This window comes from Cyanobium sp. BA5m-21 (genome assembly GCF_024346235.1).
Lineage (GTDB): Bacteria > Cyanobacteriota > Cyanobacteriia > PCC-6307 > Cyanobiaceae > Cyanobium_A > Cyanobium_A usitatum.
On the sequence record NZ_JAGQCO010000003.1, the window covers coordinates 74,855 to 99,512 of the forward strand.

The 24,658-nt window shown below is 64.1% G+C and carries 25 protein-coding genes; 9 read left to right on the forward strand and 16 right to left on the reverse strand.

Annotation, left to right across the window (positions count from 1 at the left end; translation table 11 throughout):
- Positions 1–55: 55 nt before the first annotated feature.
- Positions 56–229 (forward strand): cytochrome B6, encoded by a 174-nt coding sequence (locus tag KBY72_RS01775; protein WP_193486212.1) that lies wholly within the window; start codon positions 56–58, stop codon positions 227–229.
- On the opposite strand, the gene KBY72_RS01780 is transcribed toward KBY72_RS01775, so the two are convergent.
- Genes KBY72_RS01780 through KBY72_RS01790 form a run of 3 tightly spaced genes read right to left on the reverse strand, consistent with a single transcriptional unit; the run spans position 230 to position 1,875 of the window.
- Positions 230–466: a hypothetical protein gene (locus KBY72_RS01780; RefSeq protein ID WP_254942684.1), complete on the reverse strand. Its 237-nt coding sequence runs from the start codon at positions 464–466 to the stop codon at positions 230–232. It abuts the gene before it with no gap.
- A gap of 22 nt (positions 467–488) precedes the next feature.
- Complete coding sequence (mraY, locus tag KBY72_RS01785) at positions 489–1,559, reverse strand: phospho-N-acetylmuramoyl-pentapeptide-transferase (protein ID WP_396121870.1); 1,071 nt, start codon at positions 1,557–1,559, stop codon at positions 489–491.
- Between the two features lie 40 nt (positions 1,560–1,599).
- A complete protein-coding gene (locus tag KBY72_RS01790; RefSeq protein ID WP_106502587.1) occupies positions 1,600–1,875 on the reverse strand; it encodes a DUF3134 family protein in 276 nt (91 codons plus the stop codon).
- A 90-nt stretch (positions 1,876–1,965) separates the two neighbouring features.
- Between KBY72_RS01790 and KBY72_RS01795 the strand changes: the two genes are divergently transcribed.
- Entirely contained in the window at positions 1,966–2,199 is a 234-nt protein-coding gene (locus tag KBY72_RS01795) for a hypothetical protein (RefSeq protein WP_254961879.1), read from the forward strand.
- Between the two features lie 18 nt (positions 2,200–2,217).
- The gene (locus tag KBY72_RS01800; protein WP_254961880.1) at positions 2,218–3,426 is read left to right on the forward strand and encodes an argininosuccinate synthase; all 1,209 of its coding nucleotides are present in this window, start codon (positions 2,218–2,220) and stop codon (positions 3,424–3,426) included.
- Here KBY72_RS01800 and KBY72_RS01805 read toward each other — a convergent pair.
- The 4 genes from KBY72_RS01805 to KBY72_RS01820 all read right to left on the reverse strand — a co-directional run bounded on the left by KBY72_RS01805 (position 3,423) and on the right by KBY72_RS01820 (position 5,748).
- Positions 3,423–3,809, reverse strand: coding sequence for a hypothetical protein (locus tag KBY72_RS01805; protein ID WP_254992972.1), 387 nt, complete (start codon positions 3,807–3,809; stop codon positions 3,423–3,425). The two genes, KBY72_RS01800 and KBY72_RS01805, sit on opposite strands and share 4 nt — an antisense overlap.
- A 111-nt stretch (positions 3,810–3,920) precedes the next feature.
- A complete protein-coding gene (gene rpsF / locus KBY72_RS01810) occupies positions 3,921–4,283 on the reverse strand; it encodes a 30S ribosomal protein S6 (protein ID WP_106502591.1) in 363 nt (120 codons plus the stop codon).
- 78 nt (positions 4,284–4,361) lie between these two features.
- Positions 4,362–4,841: a Tic20 family protein gene (locus tag KBY72_RS01815; RefSeq protein WP_254961889.1), complete on the reverse strand. Its 480-nt coding sequence runs from the start codon at positions 4,839–4,841 to the stop codon at positions 4,362–4,364.
- Between the two features lie 10 nt (positions 4,842–4,851).
- Positions 4,852–5,748: a shikimate dehydrogenase gene (locus tag KBY72_RS01820; protein WP_254961882.1), complete on the reverse strand. Its 897-nt coding sequence runs from the start codon at positions 5,746–5,748 to the stop codon at positions 4,852–4,854.
- A 111-nt stretch (positions 5,749–5,859) separates the two neighbouring features.
- Between KBY72_RS01820 and dnaK the strand changes: the two genes are divergently transcribed.
- The gene (gene dnaK / locus KBY72_RS01825) at positions 5,860–7,773 is read left to right on the forward strand and encodes a molecular chaperone DnaK (protein WP_254961883.1); all 1,914 of its coding nucleotides are present in this window, start codon (positions 5,860–5,862) and stop codon (positions 7,771–7,773) included.
- 85 nt (positions 7,774–7,858) lie between these two features.
- On the opposite strand, the gene KBY72_RS01830 is transcribed toward dnaK, so the two are convergent.
- On the reverse strand, positions 7,859–8,986 hold the full coding sequence (locus KBY72_RS01830) for an NAD(P)/FAD-dependent oxidoreductase (RefSeq protein ID WP_261359643.1): 1,128 nt from the start codon (positions 8,984–8,986) through the stop codon (positions 7,859–7,861).
- Complete coding sequence (gene psbQ / locus KBY72_RS01835) at positions 8,983–9,492, reverse strand: photosystem II protein PsbQ (protein WP_254961884.1); 510 nt, start codon at positions 9,490–9,492, stop codon at positions 8,983–8,985. The genes KBY72_RS01830 and psbQ overlap by 4 nt, the downstream gene beginning before the upstream one ends.
- Positions 9,493–9,627: 135 nt before the next feature.
- On the opposite strand from psbQ, the gene purU reads away from it, so the two are divergent.
- Positions 9,628–10,500: a formyltetrahydrofolate deformylase gene (purU, locus tag KBY72_RS01840; RefSeq protein WP_254961891.1), complete on the forward strand. Its 873-nt coding sequence runs from the start codon at positions 9,628–9,630 to the stop codon at positions 10,498–10,500.
- 3 nt (positions 10,501–10,503) lie between these two features.
- On the opposite strand, the gene KBY72_RS01845 is transcribed toward purU, so the two are convergent.
- The 3 genes from KBY72_RS01845 to acnB all read right to left on the reverse strand — a co-directional run bounded on the left by KBY72_RS01845 (position 10,504) and on the right by acnB (position 15,330).
- Positions 10,504–12,057, reverse strand: coding sequence for a B12-binding domain-containing radical SAM protein (locus KBY72_RS01845; protein WP_254961885.1), 1,554 nt, complete (start codon positions 12,055–12,057; stop codon positions 10,504–10,506).
- A 109-nt stretch (positions 12,058–12,166) separates the two neighbouring features.
- The gene (locus tag KBY72_RS01850) at positions 12,167–12,589 is read right to left on the reverse strand and encodes a hypothetical protein (RefSeq protein WP_254961886.1); all 423 of its coding nucleotides are present in this window, start codon (positions 12,587–12,589) and stop codon (positions 12,167–12,169) included.
- Between the two features lie 125 nt (positions 12,590–12,714).
- Positions 12,715–15,330 carry a bifunctional aconitate hydratase 2/2-methylisocitrate dehydratase gene (acnB, locus tag KBY72_RS01855; protein WP_254992973.1) on the reverse strand — a complete coding sequence of 872 codons (2,616 nt, stop codon included), beginning with the start codon at positions 15,328–15,330 and terminating at the stop codon, positions 12,715–12,717.
- 118 nt (positions 15,331–15,448) lie between these two features.
- Here acnB and KBY72_RS01860 point away from each other — a divergent pair, with 118 nt between their 5' ends.
- The gene (locus KBY72_RS01860) at positions 15,449–16,495 is read left to right on the forward strand and encodes a 3-deoxy-7-phosphoheptulonate synthase (protein ID WP_254961788.1); all 1,047 of its coding nucleotides are present in this window, start codon (positions 15,449–15,451) and stop codon (positions 16,493–16,495) included.
- Here KBY72_RS01860 and KBY72_RS01865 read toward each other — a convergent pair.
- The 4 genes from KBY72_RS01865 to KBY72_RS01880 form a co-directional block, all read right to left on the reverse strand.
- A complete protein-coding gene (locus KBY72_RS01865; protein ID WP_254961787.1) occupies positions 16,492–17,166 on the reverse strand; it encodes a diacylglycerol/polyprenol kinase family protein in 675 nt (224 codons plus the stop codon). The genes KBY72_RS01860 and KBY72_RS01865 overlap by 4 nt on opposite strands.
- Positions 17,167–17,170: 4 nt before the next feature.
- Positions 17,171–18,196, reverse strand: coding sequence for a sigma-70 family RNA polymerase sigma factor (locus tag KBY72_RS01870; RefSeq protein WP_396121866.1), 1,026 nt, complete (start codon positions 18,194–18,196; stop codon positions 17,171–17,173).
- A 96-nt stretch (positions 18,197–18,292) separates the two neighbouring features.
- Complete coding sequence (gene ppk1 / locus KBY72_RS01875; protein WP_254961785.1) at positions 18,293–20,431, reverse strand: polyphosphate kinase 1; 2,139 nt, start codon at positions 20,429–20,431, stop codon at positions 18,293–18,295.
- Positions 20,432–20,469: 38 nt separating this feature from the next.
- Positions 20,470–21,741, reverse strand: coding sequence for an MFS transporter (locus KBY72_RS01880; RefSeq protein ID WP_254992974.1), 1,272 nt, complete (start codon positions 21,739–21,741; stop codon positions 20,470–20,472).
- A gap of 357 nt (positions 21,742–22,098) precedes the next feature.
- Here KBY72_RS01880 and KBY72_RS01885 point away from each other — a divergent pair, with 357 nt between their 5' ends.
- The 3 genes from KBY72_RS01885 to KBY72_RS01895 are packed head-to-tail and all read left to right on the forward strand — an operon-like array spanning position 22,099 to position 24,658.
- Positions 22,099–22,971, forward strand: coding sequence for a cache domain-containing protein (locus KBY72_RS01885; RefSeq protein ID WP_254961784.1), 873 nt, complete (start codon positions 22,099–22,101; stop codon positions 22,969–22,971).
- Between the two features lie 9 nt (positions 22,972–22,980).
- Positions 22,981–23,889, forward strand: coding sequence for a cache domain-containing protein (locus KBY72_RS01890; protein WP_254961783.1), 909 nt, complete (start codon positions 22,981–22,983; stop codon positions 23,887–23,889).
- Positions 23,890–23,893: 4 nt separating this feature from the next.
- Positions 23,894–24,658, forward strand: a complete 765-nt coding sequence (locus tag KBY72_RS01895) for a MinD/ParA family protein (protein WP_254931204.1) — start codon at positions 23,894–23,896, stop codon at positions 24,656–24,658.

The window sequence follows — 24,658 nt, forward strand, 5'->3', positions numbered from 1 at the left end:
ATCGCGGGCAGGACAGCAAGATGGAACCGATCTTCTTGCACACCGGGGCGCGTTGATGGCTTGGTTGTTGGGATTGCCCTTGGGTTTCAGTACGGCTGGGGACGCAGCCAACGGCCTGTTATTTGGCTGGGACATCGCCACCTTGCAGAAATGGGCCCTGATCTACTTAGGCCTTTCCTCCCTGGCTTTTGTGGTGGTGTGGCTGGTGGGCTATCTGCGTCGAAACTGATCAGCTCAGCAACGTCAGCTGCCGCACCGGCGATTCCTCGTTGATGAAGCCATAGGCCTCAAATACGTTTGGATCCGGGTGGGTGATGTGCTGGCCATCGCTGTGGCGCTCCAGCTGAAAGCCCTCGCTGGCCATGCGGCGCATCAGGGCAGCGGCCTCCTCGAAGCGGGCAGCCATGGCGGCCAGGCTGGCGCAGTCGGAGCTGAGGCCGGTTTCCTTCCAGGTGAAGTAAGCCATGGGTGATAAGCGAGGGCAGGGCTTAGGGCAGCAGCATTAAACCCAATCCCACCAGTAGCAGGCTGGCGAGCCAAAAGCGGATTACGACCACTTGTTCGTTGAGCCCACCAAGCTCGAAGTGGTGGTGCAACGGCGCCATCTTGAACAGGCGCCGGCCCTGGCCCGTGGCTGGGTCTTTGGTGGCTTTGAACACCCACACCTGCAGGATCACCGATAGTGATTCCGCCAGGAAGACGCCGCCCATCAGCAGCAGGGGCCAGAGGCTATTGGAGAGCAAGGCGACGGCGCTGAGGGCTGCTCCCATGGCCAGTGAGCCGGTGTCGCCCATGAACACTCGAGCCGGGTGGCGGTTGTGGACGAGAAAGCCCAGCCAGCAGCCAGCCATCGCGGCGCAGAAACCGGCCATAGCCGCATCGCCTTCATGGCCGCGCAGCATCAGCTGCAGCCCCATGCCTGTGAACACCACGGCGCCGCAGCCTGCGGCCAGGCCGTCGAGGCCATCGGTGAGGTTGGTGGCGTTGCTTTCGGCCATAAACACAAACAACCCCAGCGGCCAGATCAGCAAACCGATCGGCAGCACCCAGCCCAGGGGCAGGGCGATGTCGCCGGGGGAGGCCCCACCCAGCCACTGGCCCGCTGCGGCCCAGATCAGAAACAACAGGGCCGCGCCGGCCTGGAGCAGCAATTTGCCCCGGGGCGTGAGGCCCGTGTTGGTGCGGCGGGTGAGGCTGCGCCAGTCATCGATGGCCCCGATCGCCATGTAGGCCAGGGTTACTGCGGCAACAGCAAGCAGGCGGGGATCGCTTGGGCTCAGCAGGCCGCCCACCAGCACCCCCACGGGCACCGCCAGCAGTCCGCCCATGGTGGGTGTACCTGCCTTGCTGAGGTGGCCCTGGGGCCCCTCTGCGCGAATCACCTGGCCGAGCTTGAGCTGCCGCAGTCGCGGCACCCCCCAACCGGTGACTCCAGCGCTGATCAGGCCGGCAACTAGCAGCGGCAAGGTGAGCTGGGGCGCGCCGCTAAGCCAGTCGCACAGCAGACAGGCCAGCAACAACAAACTGCTGAGTAGGGCAGCCGGGGTCGAAACAACCAAGGGAAAGGGACGGCGACCGCCCCAGTTTCCCCTGCGGAACTCAGTCTTCCCAGTCTTCGTCCTGTTGTTCGTCGTCCTTGTTGTAGTCCTCCTTCTCGCCCATCAGGGCGGAAAGCTCCTCCTCTTCCACCGTGCTCACTTCGGTGCTGGCGGTTTCTTCATCCGCCACCAGGCGGCCACTGCTCTCCAGCCAGCTCAGCAGATCGGGCTCATCGCGCAGGGGTAGAACCGGAGCCGGATCGCTGCGCCGGTAGCGGGTCAGCGAGGGATTGATTGTGTCGAGTCGACTGCTGTCACTGGTCGCGAGTGTGCTCATGCGTGCGCCTACCGGTAGCTAGGTCTGGGGCTAGGCCCATACAGACCAATCAGTCACCATAGCTGCAAAGCAAATGCAGCCCTCGAGCCCATGCCCACCAGCAGCCAAAAGGCCAGCCCCCTAGCCGGGGTGCTGAGGGTCTGGGCCCTGGCCCTGGCCATCAGTGCCGCGCTGGCCGCAGCGGGCGAGCGCTGGCCCCAGCCGTTGCCCCTGCAGCAGGGGGTGGTGTGGTTGCTGGTGGGCCTGCCGCCCCTGCTAGTGGGGTTGTGGTTGCTGACCCACTGGTCACTGTCACACCCCGACAGGGGAGAATCGAGCAACTGAACGCATGGAGAGGCGTTGATGGGTCGGGCGAAGAGGGCGGTGCTGGCCTATTCCGGCGGCGTAGACACCAGTGTCTGCATTCCCTACCTGAAGCAGGAGTGGGGCGTGGAGGAGGTGATCACCTTCGCCGCCGACCTAGGCCAGGGCGACGAGCTGGAGCCGATTCGCCAGAAGGCGCTCGATTCAGGGGCCAGCCAGTCGATCGTGGGTGACCTGATCGAGCCCTTCATCACCGAATTCGCCTTCCCAGCTATTCGGGCTAACGCCCTCTATGAAGGCCGCTATCCCCTCTCCACAGCCCTGGCCCGGCCCCTGATCGCCCGGCGACTAGTGGAGATTGCCCGCGAGGTGGGCGCCGATGCGGTGGCCCACGGCTGCACGGGCAAGGGCAACGATCAGGTGCGCTTCGATGTGGCCATCGGCGCCCTCGCCCCCGACCTCAAGGTGCTCACCCCGGCGCGGGAGTGGGGCATGAGCCGCGAGCAAACCATCGCCTACGGCGAGCGCTGTGGCATTCCCTCGCCGGTGAGCAAGAAATCGCCCTATTCGATCGACCTCAACCTGCTGGGCCGCTCGATCGAAGCCGGTCCCCTCGAGGATCCCAACGTGGAGCCGCCCGAGGAGATCTACGCCATGACCGTGTCAGTGGATGCGGCGCCGGATCAGGCCCAGACCGTTGAGATCGGCTTTGAGCAGGGCAACCCGGTGAGCATCGACGGCCTGCGCCTCGATCCGGTGAGCTTGATCCGCCAGGCAAATTCCCTGGCCGGCAGCCACGGCTTCGGCCGCCTCGACATGGTCGAAAACCGGGTGGTAGGTATCAAAAGCCGGGAGATCTACGAAACCCCTGGCCTGCTGCTGTTGATCAAGGCCCACCAGGAGCTGGAGAGCCTCACCCTTGCGGCAGATGTGTTGCGCACCAAGCGCCAGCTTGAGCAGCAGTGGGCGGATCTGGTGTATCAGGGCCTTTGGTATGGCCCGCTCAAGGATGCGCTTGATGGCTTCATGGAGCGCACCCAGCAAACCGTGAACGGCACGGTGCGGCTGAAGTTGCACAAGGGCAATGCCACCGTGGTGGGCCGCAGCAGTGCTAGCCACAGCCTCTATGTGCCCGATATGGCCACCTACGGCGCCGAAGATCAATTCGACCACAAGGCTGCCGAGGGCTTTATCTACGTGTGGGGTCTGCCCACCCGCCTCTGGGCGGCAAATCAGCGCCGGCGCTAGGGCTCCTGGTTCTGGCTGAAGCCGAAGGCATGGAGTAGGGCTTGGCGCAATCGTGGTCTGGCAGGCTCTTGCTGGGGCAGCAGCAGGCGCTGGGCACCCGTATCGCTGCCAGGCTGTAAGTGCAGGAGGTGCTGGCGCAGGTTGTCGTTGTCGTTGATCAGTCGCTGTTGCTGGTCGAGCATCGGCTGCAATCGCTGCCGGAATTTGTCTTCAAAGAGGCCGGGTAGGTCTTCGAGCAGGGCCTGCATGGCCAGAAGCTCTTCCCGAGTTTTGGCAAGTTCCTGTTCCAGCTGGTTTTGGCGCTCTTGCTGCTGATGCCACGAAAAAACCGAAGTTACAGACGGCTGCCACTTCGGTGCTGGTGGTATGGCGTCAGGCTCCATGGGCGGAGATTACGAGTGGGCCCGATTTTTTACAAGCCAGGCCTGTATTAGCTCCGCACCTATCTGGAGTCCCAAAGTCAAACTGAATACTCAGGTCAAACTGGATCCCGGTCAGACGGTGGCTGGTTCCATGGGAGCGGCTTCAGTGCTAGCGCCGGGCAGGGTGCGTGGTGCCGGCATCGGGCCGTCTTGCTTGACGGTGAGATAGCGAATCACATCTTCCGAGAGACGCATGGCCCGCTCTAGCGGACCTACCTGCTGGCCGTCGCCGTTGTGGTTGAGCTGCACATAGATGCCCTCGCGGTGCTTGGCGATCGAATAGGCCAGGCGGCGCTTGCCGCGCATCTGGCAATCCAGCACTTCACCACCGGATTCGGTGACCAGATCGCGGTACTTGGCGACATGGGTTTCCACCTCCTCCTCCGGAATATCCGGACGAAGGATGTACATGGTCTCGTAGTAGGGCTGCGTCATGGTCGCTTCGGGGTTGTCGCCTCAGGAATTGGGGCAGCGGCCAGCGGGCTGATGCCCACCAGCGACGGATCAAACACCTTACAGCTGCATCCGAACGGCTTCCGAGAGGCTGGGAATATCGGCTTCCTTACCCCGCAGGTTTTGCACTACCGCAAACAGCACCAGCACCAAAATGCCGATAAACACTGTGTTGCTGAGGGTTTTGCCGACGAAGTCCAGGGCGCCAAGCTGCAGCACCTGGAAGGCCAGGCTCACCAGTACCACCACTATGTCGATCAGGATCGCCTGCAGCACGTTGAAGCGGATCACGTAGGGCACCTTGCTGTTGCGCACCACCGCGAGGAAGAGCACAAGGAACAGCACCAGCCCGCCAAAGGGCACCGCCTGCTCCAGCAGGGCGATCGGCAGGATCGGCACCCCAAGCCACTGCAGTGCCGGGAACAGGCCGAACAGCCCCCGACCGAAGGAGAAGGCGTCGCTCCAGGGCAACAGGTAGGCCAGGGCCGCCAGCATTCTCTGCCAGATCGGGGGATCCTGCATGGATGGAGAAACTTCCAGGGCCTTCAGGCTAGGGGCCCAGCTGGGCTAGGGCTGCCGCGCGCATCGCTGCCACCGGCACCTGCTCAAGTCCGCTCCAGCGCCGTAGGGAGGCGGCCCCCTGCTGCACCAGCATCTCCAGGCCATCCAGGCCCCGGCAGCCCCGCTGGCTCGCCGCCAGCAGCAGGGTTGTGGGTCTGGGTGTGTAGATCAAGTCGTACACGGTGGAGCCGGGTTGCAGGGCTTCCAGTTCGCCGGGGCTGAGGGGGCAGTGCCGGGCCGCATCCGGATTGCCGGCGGCAGCCATGCCCACGGGCGTGGTGTTGACCACTAGGTCTGCCAGGGCCAGGGCCTCGGCTAGGGCCGCGCTGCCTTCAGCCCATTCCAGCCCCCGCAGTTGGGGCGCCCAGCTGTGGCAGGTGGCCAGCAGGGCTGCGAGTCGATCGCTGCTGCGGCCTGCCATGGCGATCGAGCTGCAGCCCAGTTCCACCAGGGCTGCCACCACAGCCCGGGCACTGCCGCCACAGCCCAGCACCACCGCTCGCCGCCCCTGCCAGTTCTGCTCAGTGCTGCGTAGGGGAGCCAAGAAGCCCTCCACATCAGTGTTTTCCCCCAGCCAGCCCCCCTGCTGGTGCCGCACCAAGGTGTTCACCGCACCAACCCGTTGCGCCAGGGGCGAGAGGCTGCGGCAGAGGCCAGCCACGGCCTGCTTGTGGGGCAGGGTCACGTTGAGGCCGCGGCAGTCAATGGCCTCCAGCCCTTGCACCACCACCGCCAGCTGGTCTGCCCTGGTGGGCATGGCCAAGTACACCCAGTTGAGCCCCAGCTCCGCCAGGGCTGCGTTGTGCATTGCCGGCGATAGGGAGTGGCGCACCGGATCCCCTAGAACCCCAGCAAGGGCAGTGCTTCCGGAGATCGGCTGGGGCATGGAGGTGGGCTGGCTGGCTGGACCTGTTCGGGAACCACCCCTCGCCTGGGATGGCCCCAGCTGCTGAAGATGCTCCCAGTCAGTCCACTCACCGTAAGGAGTTAGTAACCCATGGGCAAGGTCGTTGGCATTGATTTAGGCACCACAAACAGCTGTGTCGCCGTTATGGAGGGCGGCAAGCCCACCGTGATTGCCAACGCTGAAGGGTTTCGCACCACACCCTCTGTGGTGGCATACACCAAAAACCAGGATCAGCTGGTGGGCCAAATCGCCAAGCGTCAGGCGGTGATGAACCCGGAGAACACCTTCTATTCGGTGAAGCGCTTCATCGGACGTCGCGTTGATGAAGTCAACGAAGAATCGAAGGAAGTGAGCTATGGCGTTGAAAAGGCCGGCGCCAATGTGAAGGTGAAGTGCCCCGTTCTCAATAAGCAGTTTGCCCCCGAGGAGGTGAGCGCCCAAGTGTTGCGCAAGCTCGCCGAAGATGCTGGCAAGTATCTTGGAGAGACGGTGACCCAAGCAGTGATCACCGTTCCCGCCTATTTCAACGACTCCCAGCGCCAAGCCACCAAGGACGCCGGCAAGATCGCTGGCCTTGAGGTGCTGCGCATCATCAACGAGCCGACTGCGGCAGCCCTCGCCTACGGCCTCGATCGCAAGAGCAATGAGCGCATCTTGGTGTTCGACCTGGGCGGCGGCACCTTCGACGTCTCCGTGCTCGAGGTGGGCGACGGTGTGTTCGAGGTGCTCTCCACTTCCGGTGACACCCACCTGGGCGGTGATGACTTTGACAAGGTGATCGTTGATTACCTGGCCGCCAGCTTCAAAGCCAATGAGGGCATTGATCTGCGCCAGGACAAGCAGGCCCTGCAGCGTCTCACTGAAGCGGCAGAGAAGGCCAAAATTGAGCTTTCAAGCGCTTCCCAAAGCGAAATCAACCTGCCGTTCATTACGGCCACCCCGGAGGGTCCTAAGCACCTCGATCTCACCCTCACCCGGGCCAAGTTTGAGGAGTTGGCCTCGAAGCTGATCGACCGTTGCCGCGTGCCGGTGGAGCAGGCCCTTAAGGACGCCAAGCTCTCCTCTGCTGAACTCGATGAAATCGTGATGGTGGGCGGCTCCACCCGCATTCCGGCGGTGCTTGAGCTGGTCAAGCGCGTTACCGGCAAGGACCCCAACCAAACCGTTAACCCAGATGAAGTGGTGGCCGTTGGTGCCGCGATTCAGGGCGGTGTGTTGGCCGGTGAGGTCAAGGACATCCTTTTGTTGGACGTCACCCCCCTGTCTCTAGGCGTTGAAACCCTTGGCGGCGTGATGACCAAGATGATCACCCGCAACACCACCATCCCCACCAAGAAGACCGAGGTGTATTCCACGGCGGTGGATGGTCAGACCAACGTGGAGATCCACGTGCTCCAAGGTGAGCGCGAGATGGCCAGCGACAATAAGTCGCTCGGCACCTTCCGCCTCGACGGCATTCCTCCTTCACCCCGCGGCGTGCCCCAGATCGAGGTCACCTTCGATATCGATGCCAATGGCATCCTCAGCGTCACCGCTAAGGACAAGGGCAGCGGCAAGGAGCAGAGCATCTCGATCACCGGAGCCTCCACCCTCAGCGACAACGAGGTGGACAAGATGGTTAAGGATGCCGAGAGCAACGCTGCTACCGACAAGGAGAAGCGCGAAAAGATCGACCTGAAGAACCAGGCCGAAACCCTCGTTTATCAGTCGGAGAAGCAGCTCGGCGAGCTCGGCGACAAGGTGGGCGCTGAGGACAAGGCCAAGGTGGAATCCTCCTCTGCCAAGCTTAAGGAGGCGATCGCTAAGGAAGACTTCGACACCATGAAGTCTGAGCTCGAGACCCTGCAGCAGGCCCTGTATGCCGCTGGTGCCGCCGTGTACCAGCAGGCTGCAGGAGCTGAGGCCGGCGCCGCCGCCCCTGGTGGCAATGGTGCTGGTGCCGATGCGGCTAGCTCTGCCTCCAGCGACGACGTGATCGATGCGGAATTCACCGAGAGCAAGTGATCAGAATCACTGAGCGCCTTTAGGTGATCTTTATTTAGCCCTCCGTAAGGGGGGCTTTGCTGGACTCAGGGGCCTGGCTGGTTTGTCAGCCTTGCTCCAGCTGGTCGGCCACCCATTCTGCTGTCGCCGGTGCCAGCAGCACGCCATTGCGGTAGTGGCCGCTGGCCAGCACCAGGCCCGGCTCCAGTTGCTCGAGCAGGGGCGCAGGGCGGCCGATCGGATGGGGCCTGTGGCCTTGCCACTGGCGTACCACGGTGGCCTGTTGCAGCCACTCTGGCGCGGCACCACCCAGCTGTTGCAGGTTGGCGAGGGCGGCCGGATCGGCTTGATCGCCAGGCTCCAGGGTGGCCCCAAGCCATAGCCTGCCGCTGGCACGGGGCACCAGGTTGAGCCCCTGCCACACCACTGCCCCAGGCCAGGAGAGTGCCCCAGGCCAGGGTCTGGCGCTACTCCAGTTTGTGGGGAGTGGAAACTCCAGTTCCAGGGCCTGGCCTAACACCGGCTCCATGGGCACCTGGTGGCCTATGTCCGCCAGCAGAGCGGCACTGGCCACCCCGGCGCTCAGCGCCAAAGCATCCACCTTCAGAAGCTCGCCGCTGCGAGTGTGCACGCTCCAGCTACCGGGGCGTTGCTCTAGGCGCTCAACCCGATCGCAGCAGGTCTGCAGACCCAGCCGCAGGCCATCGGCTAGCAGGGCTGCGAGGGCGGGCCCGGGATCCAGCTGCCCGTCGGCCGGGGAGTAGAGCCCGCCCAGGGCTCCGATCGGCAGGGCTGGTGCCAGGGCGTCAAGCCGGGGCTGGTCCCAGAGCTCCAAGGCAAATCCCTGCTGCCGCCGGCTTGCCACCAACTGGCGCTGGCGCTCCAGTTCCTCAGGCGTGCTGGCCAGCAGCAGCAAGCCGGGCCGCCAGGGCAGCTCCCAGCCCTGGCCCTTCAACTCCTTACGCCATTGGCCCCAGAGCTCCAGGCTGCGTTGACGCAACCGCCAGGCTCGGCCGCTGTTGCGGTGAAACACCTGGGCCATGAGCACCCCCAGGGCCGCCTCGCTGCCTGAGCTGGGGTCGCGCTGGCCGTCCAGGCCAGGATCAATCAGCAAAACTCGGTGGCCACGCTGCAGCAGTAGCCAGGCGCAGGCCCGGCCCACTAAGCCGGCGCCGATTACAGCTATCGAAAGGCGCCTAACGGCTGATCCGACGGGATGGGTCTGCTTAATCAGATCTGCTTGAGGTCTTCTTGCACTTGGGTGGGCAACACCTGGGCATAGAGACCAAAACCGCTCGCCACTTTGATGTAACCCTTGCGCAGCTTGTCGCCGTCTTGAAGGCGGGCCGCCTCATCAAGCTGGGCTAGGGCCGTTTTCAGGGCGGTGGCAAGCTTCTCGGCCTCGGGGCGGTCGGCGGGCAGCAGCCTTTGGTTGATGTAGCTCATTTCCCGGCCCACTTCCTGCATGGGGCCGTGGATCAAATTGGCGGTGAATACCCAGTTGCGATCATTTACGAGGGCGGCTAACTCGGGCAGGCGGTTGCGGGCTGCCAAGAAGCCCTCGGCTTGGCGCTCGATCAGGGCCATGTCCTCTGGGCTGATGGTCGGCGGCTTCTTGCCCTGGCTGCCGTCACAGGCGCTCAGGCCGAGGCAGAGCACGGTGGCAAGGCAGAGCACCACTAAACGGCGCAGCTGCTGGCTGAAAGCAGTGAAAACCGCAGGAATACGCGCAGAAGCCATCAGCAGGTACCAACACCTTTTCGTGGGGGTGAGTTTATCGGGGCGGGCTGGCTCTTCCGGCCTGTCTGTTGCCCCTCGCAACCTGGCCCTAAATGCCGCCGAGGTGCTACGTCTGAACTGACGTTGACCATGGCCATGACTACCGCCACTGCCATCCTGCAGATGATCTGCCCGGATAAACCCGGACTGGTGCGGGAATTGTCTGGCTGGGTGGCGGCTAACGGCGGCAACATCGTGCACGCCGACCACCACAGCGATCAAGGCGCCGGCTTGTTTTTGAGCCGGATCGAGTGGCAGCTTGAGGGTTTCGGGCTGCCGCGCGAGGCGATCTGTCCCACGGCCAGCGCCCTGGCGGAGCGCCTGGGTGGCCAATACACGGTGAACTTCTCAGATGTGCGCCCGCCGGTGGCGATCTTCGTGAGCAAGCAGGACCACTGCCTGCTGGATTTGCTGTGGCGCACGCGCACGGGGGAGTTGCCCATGCAGGTGCCGCTGGTGATCTCCAACCATCCCGACCTTGGCGCCCTTGCCGAGGAATTTGGGGCCCGCTTTGCCCATGTGCCCATCTCAGCCGCCAACCGGGAGGAGGCTGAAGCACGGCACTTGGAGCTGCTTGCCGAGCACGGCATCGAGCTAGTGATCCTGGCCAAGTACATGCAGGTGCTGACGCCGGCATTTTTGGAGAGCTTTGATCCACCGGATGCTTTCCATCGAGTGATCAACATCCACCACTCTTTCCTGCCTGCTTTCCAGGGCGCTCAGCCCTATCACCGGGCCTGGGAGCGGGGCGTGAAGCTGATCGGTGCCACCGGTCACTACGTGACCGAGCAGCTGGATGGGGGGCCGATCATTGCCCAATCCACCGTGCCCGTGGGCCACCGCGATGAGGTCCCAGACCTGATCCGCCTCGGCCGCGACTGCGAACGCCTGGCCCTAGCCCGGGCCGTGCGCCTGCACCTCAAGCGCCAGGTGATGGTTTACCGGGGGCGGACGGCGGTTTTTGCTTGAGGTTCAGGCAGCTTCGCTGAGCGCATCAAGCCTGTGTTTGGCGAGAGTTGCCGCAGGCAGCGGTCCCTCCAGGTGCGCCCAGGGCAGCACCCGCTCGCTGTTCCAGGTGGCGTGGATTACTTCCTCCCAGGCTGGTGGGCTCTCGGGGCCTGAGGTTTGCTCCCGCACCGCCCGATATGCCTGCTTCCAGCCCCCCAGGCTCTCGTGTTTGCCGCGGGCGGCGGCGATCACCGGTGCTAGGCGCCGGTCGCTGCGCGACAGCAGGGCCTGGATCACGCTCCAGCCATAGCTTTCGGGGCGCAGCTCGATGCCCTTGGGCTTGAGCCGCTTGGCCAGCAGCTTGAGTCGCTTCTCGGCTTCGGGCCGCACCCCTTGCCACTGGAACGGGGTGTGGGCCTTGGGCACGAAGCTGCTCACTCCCAGGGTGAGCCTCAGGCCGGGAGTGGCTTTTTTCAGAGCTAGCAGCAGCTCGGCGGTGGCTTCCACATCGGTTTCTTCTTCCGTAGGCAGGCCCACCATTCCGTAGAGCTTCAGGCCCGTGAGCCCGCCCTCCTTGGCGTAGCGGGCGGCTGCGTAAATCTCTTCGGTGGCGAGTTTCTTGTTCACCACCTGGCGCATGCGCTCGCTGCCGCTCTCGATGGCGATCGTGAGCGATTTGCTGCCCCGTTTGGCCAGAATTCGGCCCAGCTCGGCGGTCACGGTGGCGGCCCGCACCGAGCTGACGCTCACCCGCGTGCCTTCAAAGCGGTCCTGGTCGAGCCAGGCCAGCAGGTCGGCGAATTGGGGGTGCTGGGTTACTGAGGCCCCCAGCAATCCCAGGCGTTGGGTGGCGACCAAACCCTTCTCTACCGCTGGGATCAGGCCGTCTTCCAGGCTGGGGGTGCGAAACGGCAGGGTGAGGTAGCTGGCCAGACAGAAGCGGCACAGCTCCGGACAGCTGCGCGCCACCTCCACCATGTGGATCGAGGGCCAGGCCGCCTCCGGGGTGATCACAGCCGAGTGGCTCAAGGTGTTGCCGCGCCAGGTCTGCTTGGCCACCGTGGCCGGGATACCCGCTTCTGTTGGCTCCACCGCGAGCAGATCGCCCTCGGGGCTGTATCGGGGGGCATAGAGGCTGGGTACATACACGCCCGGCACGTGGGCTAGCTGGCGTAGCCGCTCGGGCCGGGGTGCACCGCGGCCTGCCTGCAGGGCATCGATGAAGGCTGGCAGCAACAGTTCGCCATCGCCCAGCAACACCACATCAAAAAATGGTGCCAGCGGCTCGGGGTTGGCGGTGAGCACCGGCCCACCGCCGAAAACGATCGGATCGTCTTCGCCGCGCTCGGCCGCCCAGATCGGGATGCGCTGCTGCTCCAGCAGATCCAGCAGCACCGGCCCATCCAGCTCCCAGCTCAGCGACAGGCCAAACAGGTCGCAGTGGCGGTGCGCTGGATCGCCCTGGTCGGTGAATAGGCGGCGTACATCCACATCGGCCCGTTGGGCCAGGGTGGCCCACACCACCTGGTACCCCAGGCTGGTGATGCCCACCGTGTAGGTGCTGGGAAAGGCCAGCACCGCACGCAGGGCACCGGCCTCAGCTGGGGCGGGTTCGAACAGCAGGATTTCCTGGTTCAGATGAGACGACGGCTGTAGGCATCCAGCGTCTCACCACGGCAGGCAATACTTACTTACCGGCTAGGGCGGAAAGGGGGCCAAGCAGGCCACTGATTGCGGTGTTGGCATCGGCAGCTGATGGAGTGCCCTTGCTGAAGGTGCCGCTTAAGCCTTGGGCAGCGCTTTCGATGGAGGTCCACTTATCCCCGGCCAGGGGCTTGACCACTGGTGCGGCCTTCTCCCAGATGGCCTGGAAGCCGCCCATGGAGGCTGCGGCACCGGCTAGATCGCCGGAGGCCACCTTGCTTTTGCCCTGCTTGAGCAGGTCGAGCACCGGGGTCACGGCCGGCCCTAGGGCCGTCTGGGCGGCACCCGTGGCAGCGGAGGTGGCGGCGTCCTTGGCGCTCTGGGTGACCTGGTTACAGCCAGTGAGGCTTAGGCCACCCGCGAGGGCTAGGGCGATGCCGCCGGCGAGCAGAGAAATGCGACGCATGGAGATGCCATTCAGCAAGCCTCTGGACCCTAGGGACGTCAGTTGGGCCAGCTGATTCCTTCGGTTTATTGTAAGGATTGATACCAAACTGCGCCAGGTTGTGCAGTGGACGCAGCCCTATTCCCTCACGCCCCCGCCAGCACCTTCGCCTCGTCCTCGGCGCTAAGCACTCGGCCGCTGTCTTCAAAGCCTTCGATCTGGTCGAAGTTGAGGTAGCGGTAGAGCTCAGCGCCGTAGGGATCGATCTTTTCGGCGGCGACTTTCAGGTATTCGTTTCTGGAGGGAATGCGGCCCAGCTGGGCGCACACTGCCGCTAGTTCGGCGCTGCCCAGGTACACCTGGGCTCCGTTGCCGAGGCGGTTGTTGAAGTTGCGGGTGCTGGTGGAAAACACCGTGGTGTTGTCGTCGACGCGGGCTTGGTTGCCCATGCACAACGAGCAGCCCGGCATCTCCATGCGGGAGCCGGCCGCTTCGAAGGTGGCGTAGTAGCCCTCCTGCTTCAGCGTCTCCTCGTCCATGCGGGTTGGGGGGCACACCCAGAGGCGGGCGGAGTTCTGCCCCTGGCCTTCGAGCACGTTGGCCGCGGCGCGGTAGTGGCCGATGTTGGTCATGCAGCTGCCGATAAACACCTCATCGATCGGTGCGCCGGCCACCTCGCTCAGGGTTTTGACGTTGTCTGGGTCGTTGGGGCAGGCCAGGATCGGCTCCGTGATTTGGTTGAGATCGATCTCGATTACGGCGGCGTAATCCGCATCGGCATCGGCCTCCAGCAGCTCCGGGTTGGCCAGCCAGGCCTCCATCGCCTTGATGCGGCGGGCCAGGGTGCGGGCATCGCCGTAGCCGCGGGCGATCATGTTTTTCAGAAGTGCCACGTTGCTGCTTAGGTATTCGCTCACCGTTTCGGCGCTGAGCTTGATTGTGCTGCCGGCACAAGAGCGTTCGGCAGTGGCGTCCGTGAGTTCAAAGGCCTGCTCAAGCTTGAGATCGGGCAGCCCTTCAATCTCCATGATTCGGCCGTTGAATACGTTTTTTTTGCCTTCTTTAGCCACCGTGAGCAGGCCCTGCTGGATCGCTACATAGGGAATCGCATTCACTACATCTCGGAGGGTCACGCCTGGCTGCAGGGAGCCTGAAAATTTCACCAGCACCGATTCGGGCATGTCGAGCGGCATGGCGCCGATGGCGGCAGCGAAGGCCACCAGGCCCGAGCCGGCCGGGAAGGAGATGCCGAGCGGGAAACGGGTGTGGCTGTCGCCGCCGGTGCCCACCGTGTCTGGCAGGAGCATGCGGTTGAGCCAGCTGTGGATGATCCCATCGCCGGGGCGCAGGGCCACGCCGCCGCGCGACGCCATGAAATCGGGCAGTTCGGCGTGGGTTTTCAGATCCACCGGCTTGGGATAGGCGGCGGTGTGGCAGAAGCTCTGCATCACCAGATCGGCGGAAAATCCCAGGCAGGCCAGCTCCTTCATCTCGTCGCGGGTCATGGGCCCGGTGGTGTCCTGGGAGCCCACGGTGGTCATCAGCGGCTCGCAGCTGCTGCCGGGGCGCACGCCCGCCAGGCCGCAGGCCTTGCCCACCATCTTCTGGGCCAGGGTGTAGCCCTTGCCGGTGTCTGCCGGGGCCACCGGGCGGATGAACAGCTCGCTGGCGGCCAGCCCCAGCTGGGCGCGCAACTTATCGGTGAGCGAGCGGCCAATCAACAGGGGGATGCGGCCGCCGGCGCGCACCTCATCGGTGATCGTGCTGGGCTTTAGCTCGAAGCGAGCCACGATCTCGCCGGCATTCGCTTCGCCGCTGGCCCGCTCGATCGTGCCGGCGTAGGGGCGGATCGTGATCACATCGCCGGAGTTGAGCGCGGACACGTCGCACTCGATCGGCAGGGCGCCGGAATCCTCGGCGGTGTTGAAGAAGATTGGTGCGATCTTGCCGCCCAGGATTACCCCGCCGCCGCGCTTGTTGGGCACGTGGGGGATGTCGCTGCCGGTGTGCCAGAGAACGGAGTTGATCGCGGATTTGCGCGAGCTGCCGGTGCCCACCACATCACCTACGTAGGCCACCGGGTGACCTTTGGTTTTGAGCTGGGTGATCAGCTCCAGGCCGCCAGGCATGCGGGTTTCCAGCATCGCCATGGCGTGCAGGGGGATGTCGGGACGGGTGGTGGCGTGGGTGGCGGGGGAGAGATCGTCGGTGTTGGTTTCACCCTCCACCTTGAACACGGTCACGGTGATCTCGGCGGGCAGCTCGGCTTTGGCGGTGAACCACTCGGCGGCGGTCCAGCTGTCGATCACCTGCTGGCCGTAGGCGTTGCTGGAGGCCAGCTCCAGCACCTCGTTGTAGGCGTCGTAGACGAGCAGCGTGGTGCTCAGCCCTTCGGCGGCGGCGCTGGCGATGGCTGGATCGGAGTTGCTGAGCAGCTCGATTAAGGCGCTGACGTTGTAGCCGCCGATCATTGTGGCCAGCAGCTTCACTGCCGCCACTGGGTTCACCAGGGGGCTAGTAGCCGTGCCCTGGGCCACAGCCGCGAGCCAGTCGGCCTTCACGTAGGCCGCCTCGTCCACTCCCGGCGGGATGCGCTCACTAAGCAGGTGCAGCAGGAAGTCTTCCTCGCCGGCGGGCGGTGCGCTCAGCAGCTCCGTGAGTGCACTGGCTTGTGTGGCGCTCAGGGGCAGGGCCGGTACCCCCAGGCCTTCGCGCTCGGCCGCAGCGGCGCGGTAGCTGGGGAGGAAGGTGGCTGCAGACATGCCCGGTCGCGTTGATCTACACCCCATTGTTCTTGGCAGCCGGCCCCTTGGTGGTCGCAATCGCTGCTGACTAGGGTGGAAGGCGACTCCGCGGCGCCGTTCTGACGGCCTCAGGCCCATGACCACCACCACCTCCGATTTGCATGTGGTGGAAACCCGGCCGCTGGTGCCTCCGGCGCTGTTGCACCGCGAGCTGCCGATCAGCGATCGTTCAACGGCAACGGTCCAGCAGGCCAGGGAACGTATTAAGGCGATCCTGCATGGCACTGATCCCCGTTTGCTGGTGATCGTGGGGCCCTGCTCGGTGCACGATGTGGCCGCGGCCCACGAATACGCCGCGGCAATCGCCCAGGCCCAGGAGCGCTATAAGGACGCGCTCGAGATCGTGATGCGGGTTTATTTCGAGAAGCCCCGCACCACCGTGGGCTGGAAGGGCCTGATCAATGACCCCCACCTCGATGGCAGCTACGACATCAATACGGGACTGCGGGTGGCTCGCGCCCTTTTGCTGCATTTAGCCGAGATGGGCCTGCCGGCGGCTACCGAGCTGCTCGATCCGGTAGTGCCCCAATACATCGCCGATCTGATCAGCTGGACGGCCATCGGCGCCCGCACCACCGAAAGCCAGACCCACCGGGAGATGGCTTCGGGTTTGTCGATGCCGATCGGCTTCAAAAATGGCACCGACGGCAGTGCCATTACCGCTATTAATGCCATGGAAGCGGCGGCGAAGACCCACCATTTCCTGGGCATCAACCACGACGGTCACGCCGCCATTGTGACCACCACGGGCAACCCCGATGGCCATCTGGTCTTGCGGGGTGGTAACCGCGGCACCAACTACCACCCGCAGGCGGTGGAGGAAGCCGCTGCTGAGCTGGCCAAAGCCGGCCTGCCGCCTCGGGTGATGGTGGATTGCAGCCATGGCAACTCCAACAAGGACTATCGCCGCCAGGGCGAGGTGGCAGCCCAGGTGGCCGCCCAGCTGCGCGCCGGCTCTGGCCACGTGATGGGCGTGATGCTGGAGAGCCATCTGGTGGCTGGTAGCCAGAAGATTCCGTCAGACCTAAGCCAGCTCACCTACGGCCAGAGCATCACCGATGCCTGCATCGATCTGGCCACCACCTCGGAGGTGCTCGAAACTCTGGCTGAGTCGGTGCGCTAGCTAAGCCGTTGCCAGAGCCAGCCGGCTGCCAGCGGCACCGTGAAGTTGTCGAGGCCCCCCACCGCCAGCTGCTCCAGCACCACTGCAGTAGCGCTGATGGCCAGCAGGGCGGGCAGCTCCGGGTGGGGCTGGCCAGCTGCGATCGCCAGCTGGCGCACCAGCAGCAGCATGGCCAGGCTGCCAGCGGCCATGGCGCCGGTGCCAACGACGGATTTGCGCTGGCCCCACACCAGCCAGCAAGGGGAGCTCACCAGGGGACCCAGCAGTCCGGCTAGGCCATCACCCACGGCCATCACCAGCACGCCAGCGGCTACGGCAGCGGGTTGCTGGGGCCAAAACTGCAGCAGCAGCAGGGTGATTGAGGCCCCATAGGCGATGGTGCCGTAGCTGGCCCGGCCCACATCTTCGATGGCTGGCAGCAGGCGGAAGCGATGGTTCATTGCCGCCAGCAGCGTGATCAGGCCGGCGGCGGGGATGGCGATCAGGCGATCAATGCCGGTGGCCCAGGCGATCGGCACTACGGCGCCGGTGCCGATGTGCACCAACTTGCGACTCCATTCCCGTTGACCATTCCAGCGCCGCCGCACCTGCAGCGCCGCTAGTGCCAACAGGGCCAGCCAGCCAGCAACGGCCGCCACTCCCAGCAGCTGCTGCGACCATCCAGCGGCCATGGGCTCAGGCGGCCTGCTGGTAGTTGCTCATCAGGCGCAGCTTCATGATTGCTTTTGCCTCCAGCTGCCGCACCCGCTCCCGCGAAACATTGATCAGCCGGCCAATTTCAGCGAGGGTGAGAGGTTCGGCCCCTTCCAGGCCGAAGCGCAGCTTGAGGATCTGCTGTTCCCGGTCATTTAGCTGGGAGAGCCAGGTGCCCAGGTGCTCCTTTTGGATGTGCCGGTCCATCGAGTCTAGGTGCTCGTTGCTGGCCGGATCGGCGATTAGTTCGCCCAGGGTGCTGCGATCTTCTTCGCCGCGGGCATGGGCATCGAGGGAGGCGCAGGGAGCGCTTTGGGCCATCAGCTCTTCGAGGTCCCGCGGGGCCATGTCCATGGCATGGGCAAGCTCGAGGCGATTGGGCTGGCGGCCGAGGCGATGGGAAAGCTCCCGGCTGATCCGCCGCATCTTCGACAGCTTTTCGCTGATGTGAATCGGCAGACGAATTGTGCGGGCGCTGTTGTCGATAGCCCGGGTCATCCCCTGACGGATCCACCAGTAGGCGTAGGTCGAAAATTTGTAGCCCATTGCTGGGTCGAATTTGTCAACAGCTCGCTCTAGGCCGATCGCCCCTTCTTGCACTAGATCCAGCAGCTCCAGCCCCTGGTTTTGATACTTCTTGGCGACGCTTACCACCAGGCGCAGGTTGGCGGCCATCATGCGATCGCGGGCCCGCTGGGCCATGCGCAGCTGACGCTTGTGCTTGGGGGTGTGCTCCCCTGCAGGCAGCTCCAGCAGGCGTTTGCCGGCCTGCACGTGATGTGCCAGCTCAATTTCTTCGGCGGCCGTGAGCAGCGGCACGCGGCCAATGGTGCCTAGATACCAGCCGATTGAGTCGGCACTAAGCCGTCCCCCGGCTTTCGGGCCTGTGGCGCGTGCCTTTCCAGACGCAGATTTGCTAGCAGTAGCATTGGGCGCCATCTTTGATGGCGCCTGCTTCGAGACGTTGCTGTCAACAACGTCTGAAGCGGATTGCAAAGGCGTCCCCACACCCCAGCCTCCGTATTGGATTTGGCTGGAATGTAGCACTGTAGCGTTGGTTGTAACTCCTTGATTTGGAAGAATTCCTGCATGGATTGCTACTGATTAAGCCACCAAACCGCCGCGCCAGCGACGCATCATCTCCCGTTGAACCAGATGTTGTTCGCCTTCGAGCTGTCGTTGACTGAACTTTCCTTGGTTGTCCATGTGCCAGGCACCGGTGTCATTCAGGTAGAGATCGATGACCTGCTCAAGCTGATGGCGCAGTTTTGGATCTTCGATTGGAGCTACCGCTTCAACTCGTCTGTCCAGGTTGCGTGACATCCAGTCGGCGCTGCCGAAGAAAAGTTCGGGCTCACCGCCATTGCCAAACCAAAACAGCCGCGAGTGTTCAAGGAAGCGACCGATCACACTCACAACCTGGATGTTGTCGCTGATGCCCTCCAGTTGGGGCCGCAGGCTGCACATGCCACGTACCACCAAGTCGATCATGACGCCGGCCTGGGAGGCCTCGTACAGCAGGGCGATGATCGACGGATCCACTAGGGAATTCATCTTTGCCCGGATATGGCCGCCCCTGCCGGCCTGGGCATGCTCGATTTCGCGGCGGATCAAGCCTTCCATGCGGCTGCGCAGCGTCACTGGAGCCACCAGTAAGCGGCGGAAGCTTTGCTGTTTTGAGAAACCGGTTAGGTAGTTGAACAACTCCACTAAGTCGGCACCGAATTCCGGCCTGGCTGTGAGTAGGCCGATATCGGTGTAGAGGCTGGATGTTTTGGAGTTGTAGTTGCCCGTACCTATATGTACGTAGCTGTTGAGGCGCTCCTTCTCCTTGCGAACTACCAGCAGGATTTTCGTGTGGGTCTTCAGGCCCAGCACGCCGTAGACGACGTGCACCCCAGATGCCTCCAACTGCTTGGCCCACTGGATGTTGTTGTCTTCATCGAAACGGGCTTTTAATTCAACAAGGGCCATCACCTGCTTGCCGTTTTCAGCGGCCCGGATCAGTGCCGCAACCACAGCTGAATTCTTAGAGGTGCGGTAGAGGGTCATCTTGATGGCCAATACCGAGGGGTCATCGGCGGCCTGGTTGAGGAATTCCTCTACCGATGTGGAAAACAGGTCGTAGGGGTGATGCAGCAGCACATCTCCCCGGCGGATCACCGAGAAGATGCTTTCAAATTCCTCCGCCTTGATCGAGCCGTCTTCCAGCTGGCTCTTCTGGGTGCGGGCCAGGGCTGGTGTGGTGCGGCCCTTGTGGGGCTTCTCCTTTAACTGGGGCAAGGGAATGGCCAGCAGGCTCATCAGATCGTCGAGACCCAGGGGTCCGTTGACCCGGTAAACGTCTTCCGCCTCGACGGCGGTGCCTTCCATCAGCAGCTGCACCACCGCTTCCGGCATCTCATCGGCCACCTCCAGCCGCACCACCTCACCGCCGCGGCGGCGTTTGCGTAGGCCCTCTTCAAGGGCCTCCATCAGATCGTCGGCCTCTAGGTCGCGCAATTCCAGGTCGGCGTCACGGGTGACGCGGAAGAAGTAGTGACCCTCCACGTGCATGCCTGGGAACAGCAGGCCGAGGTTGAAGGCCACCACCTGCTCCAGAGGCACGGCCGTATAAACGGCTTCGGGTTGCTTGCCGCTCAGATGGGGGGGGATCTGGACGAAGCGGGGCAGGTTTTTCTGCGGCACTTTCACCCGGGCGAATTCCTGTTGACCCGTATCGGGGTCGCGCACCAGGGCGGCCACGTTGAGGCTCAGGTTGCTGATGAAGGGAAAGGGGTGGGAGGGATCCACCGCCAGGGGGGTGAGAACCGGGAAAATGGCGCTCTGGAAGTAGGCGTTGAGCCAATCCCGTTGGGCTGCGTTGAGGTTGGCGTAGTCGGTGAGGTGAACGCCGTAGTCGCAGAGATGGCTCTTAAGGGAGTGGCGGTAGTGCTGCTGCTGCATTTCCAGCAGGGGGCGCAGCTTGGTGCGGATCGCCTGAAGCTGTTGCTGGGCGGTGAGTCCGTCATCGCTAAGACTGCTCACCCCGGCATCGATCTGGGACTTCAGGGAGGCCACCCTCACCATGAAGAACTCATCGAGGTTGTTGCTGAAGATGGCGCTGAACTTCGCCTGCTCAAGTAGCGGTGTGTGCTCGTCTAGGGCTTGTGCCAGCACCCGGTAGTTGAATTCCAGCCAGCTAAGTTCACGGTTTAAATACAGCTCGGGAGCTAGCTGGGTTTCAGCCGTTGATTCCGCCATGCAGCATCCTGACTGTGATTAGCGGCAACGTAGCAATCTCAACTGTCCGATCCGTGTAGTCCTGCTGTCATCGCTGAATTTCGGCCAGGTAGGCCACCGGCCACCAGCAGGGCCACGCCCACAAGCAAGGCGATGCCAAGCCAGAAGGGGCTCTGGCGCCCGGTGGTCTCGTAGGCCAGGCCCGCCAGCGGGGGCCCTAGAAAACTGCCCAGGCTTTGTAGCCCCTGCAGGCTGCCCAGGGCGGCGCCCTGACCTTCGCTGTCGAGGCGGCGGGAGACCAGGCTGCGCAGACAGGGGGTGACCAGGCCGGTGCCCAGGGCCAGGATCGCCACAGCGCTGAACACCACCGGTTGGGCGTTGGCCCGCGTGGCCAGGGGAATCAGCAGGCAGCCGGCGATCACAAAGCCCAGGCCGGCCAGGGTGAGGCGCCATTCGCCGAAGCGTTTCACCAGCGGTCCGATCAGGCCGCCCTGCACCACCGTGGCTACCACGCCCACCACCAGGAAAGCTGAGGCCGCCAGGCCGGGGCCCCAGTTGAAGGCCTGCTTGAAATAGAGCACCAGCACGGCGGTGAAGCCGTTGAAGGCCAGGAAAAACAGAAAAAATGCCACGCAAAGCCGCCGCACCTGGGGGTTGGTGAACACCCGTTGCAGGGCGGCAAATGGGTTGAGATCCCGTCTGCGCGGCATGGCCCGGCGTGCTTCTGGCGGGTGGGTTTCTGGCAGCACGGTGAGCACCAGCACCAGGTTGAGCACGGCGATGGCTACGGCAACCAGCAGCGGCAGGGTGACGTTGATCTGGCCAAGCAGCCCGCCCAGGGCGGGGCCAAGAATGAAGCCCAGGCCAAAGGCCACCCCGATCAAGCCGAAGGCCTTAGCTCGTTTTTCCGGCGGCGAGATGTCGGCCAGCACGGCGCTGGCTGTGGCGGCGGTGCCGCCGCTCACCCCATCGATCAACCGAGCCCCGAACAGCAGGGCCAGGGGCAACCCGGCGGCCTGGGCGGCGGGCCAAAGGTTGGCCCAGGGCAAGCTGATGGTGAGAGCAAACAGGGCCAGGCCCAGCACCGAGCCCGCCACGCAGACGCTGATCACCGGTTTGCGGCCGTAGTGGTCGCTGAGGGCACCGATCAGGGGCGTGAAGGCGAACTGAGCCACCGCGTAACTACCCGCCAGTAGCCCCAGCACCCGGCCATCGCTGGTGAAGCCCGCCAGCAAAAAGGGCAGCAGCGGAAAGACGATGCTTTCCCCCAGCCGGTCGTTGAGCAGGGTCAGGAAGGCGCAGAAGAAGGTGGAGGGGCGGGGTAATGACAACGGCAGGGTGGCTGGCGGGTGCGTCAAGCCACACGTTATGGGATCGAATTGGAGCAGCTCTGAAGTGATCCACAACCGGTCCATTGCGTTGTTCCGGGCGACCTTCCATGCCCCCTGGAAGATCGATCTGGGGCAAGGGGTGGCTTCAGCCCAGCTGTCGTATTCATGTTGTCCCTCCCAGAGGGACACGATCATTAGTCCCCTTCCACCTCCGCCACCGTGTGCGCGCCTAGATCCACTGCAGTCACAGCGATCTGCGCAGATTAAGGGGCATCTGTGCAGAGGTGCGGGCGGATCTGCGCGACAGGCTCCTAGCCGCTTTCCCTAGGCTCTCCGAGGCGTCTGGAACGCGTCCGAATGGAGGATGGGCTGATCAGCCGTGCCGAGATAGTTTCGGGTGGGCTTGCCCGTCAGCGCCGCGCTCGCCTGCTGCAGCAGCAGCTGTTGGATATCTTTCATGGCCAGGACGCCACCAGCAACGGGCCTGGTGATGCCCTTGATGCCCAACTGCGGGGCCTCAGAGCCCGTACAGCCAAACCCACCGCTCTGGATCTTGATCGCCTGCTAGATCAACCCGACCAGTGGCTGCCCTTGATCCCCAGCGATGGGGAGCTGCGCCGCGAGCTGCTGCGCCAGATCAGGCAGACGGTGCCCTGCACACCAGATCAACTGGCGAACCTCACCCAACTGCTGGATCTCGCCCCCCAAGCCCCCAAGCTCGTCCAGGCATCAGAGCCAGCGGTGCCCGGGCCCCAATCAAATCTCCAGCAGGCCAACCGTCCCCGGTTGCGGGATCCGGCCACCTGGCCCGTGGGGATCAAGCTTGGCGGCCTGATGGTGCTGTTCTCGCTGCTGCCCGCCCTGTTGGTGGGTTTTGTAGGCGCCTCGATGGCAGAGCGGGAGGCCGAGGTGAGTGGCCAGAGGCAGCTGGCGGGTCTGGCCAGCTCGGTGGCCCGCGGCCTGAACCATGAAATTCAGGCTTATGTGGAGCTGATCCGCTTTGTATCCAAGGATCCCGGTGTGATCAGCCTGTCGGCATCACCGCCAGAGCAGCGGGCCGAACGCAAGCAGCGGGTGCTGGATCTGCTCGATCGCCTGCAGCGTTCCCACCCCCATGTGGTGTTCACCTACCTGCTCGATCGCGAGGGCAACTGCATCGCCGCCTCCGACCGCAAATTGATCGGCCACAACTACAGCTTCCGCACCTATTTCCAGCGGGGACTGCGGTAGTCATCCTACGTGAGCGGCACCTATCTGCCGATCTCCACCACCAACCCCTCGCCAACGATCTCGATCACCAGCCCGGTGCGCGACGGCCAGGAGGTGGTGGGGGTGGCGGTGGTGGCCACCCATACCTTGGCCAATTACTCGTCTCTGCAGGTTGCTGAGGGCAACAGCGCCATGGTGGTGGAAGCCGATGGCCTGATCTCCTCCGCCAAGGATCCTTCCCTGAGGTTGGGCATCCTCGGCCCAGGCGGTGACAGGGCCCGCGGGACCCAACGGAGCGTCAGCCTGAACGCCCCGATCGATCGGGGCCAGCGCTTCCGCCGCCAGCTGAGCTACCACCCGATCTCAGCCAACTTGCTGCCCCTGAGGGGAGCCGCCCAACCAGGCTTTGGCTTGGGTGAACTCGATGGCCATCCCGTGGTGGCCGCCTGGCAACCCCTCGAAACCGATGGCTGGACCGCAGTGGTGCTGCAATCCCGATCCCTGTTCAGCCTGACCACGGCGGCGGTGCAGCATCGGGTGGTGCTGCTGGCCTCCTTGCTGAGTTTGCTGGCCACCCTGGCGGCCATCGCCGCTAGTCGAACCATCTCGGGCCCCTTGCGCACCCTCACGGAGGCGGCGACGCAACTGGAAACCAACCAACCAGTGGAAGACTCGCTGCTGGCCAAGGTGATCCGCCGCCGCGATGACCTGGGCTTCCTGGCCCGTCGCATCCAGGAGGCCGCGCGCCAGGCCCAGAAACGGGAAGCCACTCTCAAGGCCCAAGTGGCCGCCCTCCACATCGAAATCGACCATGGGCGGCGCGAAAGCGATGTGGCGTCGATAGTTGAGAGTGATTTCTTCAACGACCTCAAGGCCGCCGCCGCGGATCTGCGCAAGCAGCGCCGAGCCAGCCGCCAGGCTTCTCCTCCCCCCTCCTGACTCCATGAGCCTGATCGTTTCGGTGCACTCGTTCCGCGGGGGCACTGGCAAGAGCAACATCACCGCCAGCCTGGGGGCGGTGATGGCCCAACAGGGACGACGGGTCGGCGTAGTGGACACCGATATCCAGTCGCCAGGCATCCATGTGCTGTTCGGCTTTGAACCCGAAACGCTCGGTCGCTGCATCAACGACTACCTGCACGGGGAGTGCGGGATCAGCGAGGTGGTGCACGACATCACCGACCGGGTCGGCACGGTGGCGAGCGGCGGCAAGCTGCTACTGATTCCTGCCAGTATCAAGGCCACCGACATCACGCGGGTGTTGCGGGAGGGTTACGACGTGGGGCTGCTGAACACCGGCTTTCAAACCCTGATCGATGAGCTCGCCCTCGATGTGCTGATCGTGGACACCCACCCCGGACTCAACGAGGAGACGCTGGTCTCGCTCACCCTCTCGGATGTGCTGCTGCTGGTGCTGCGCCCTGATCAGCAGGATTTCCAGGGCACCGCCGTCACCGTGGACATCGCCCGCCGACTCGAGGTGCCGAGCCTGCTGCTGGCGATCAACAAGGTGCCGGAGCTGATGCCCGTCGAAGCCGTGCGGGAGCGGGTCGCGTCTGCCTACCAGGCCGAGGTGGGTGCGGTGCTGCCCCTCAGCGAAGCGATGGCGATGAACGCTTCCGCCTCCCCATTTGTCGTTTGCGACCCCGAGCATGCCTGGTCGCAACAGCTGGGGGCGATGGCGCGGCGGATCCTCGCGGAGATCTGA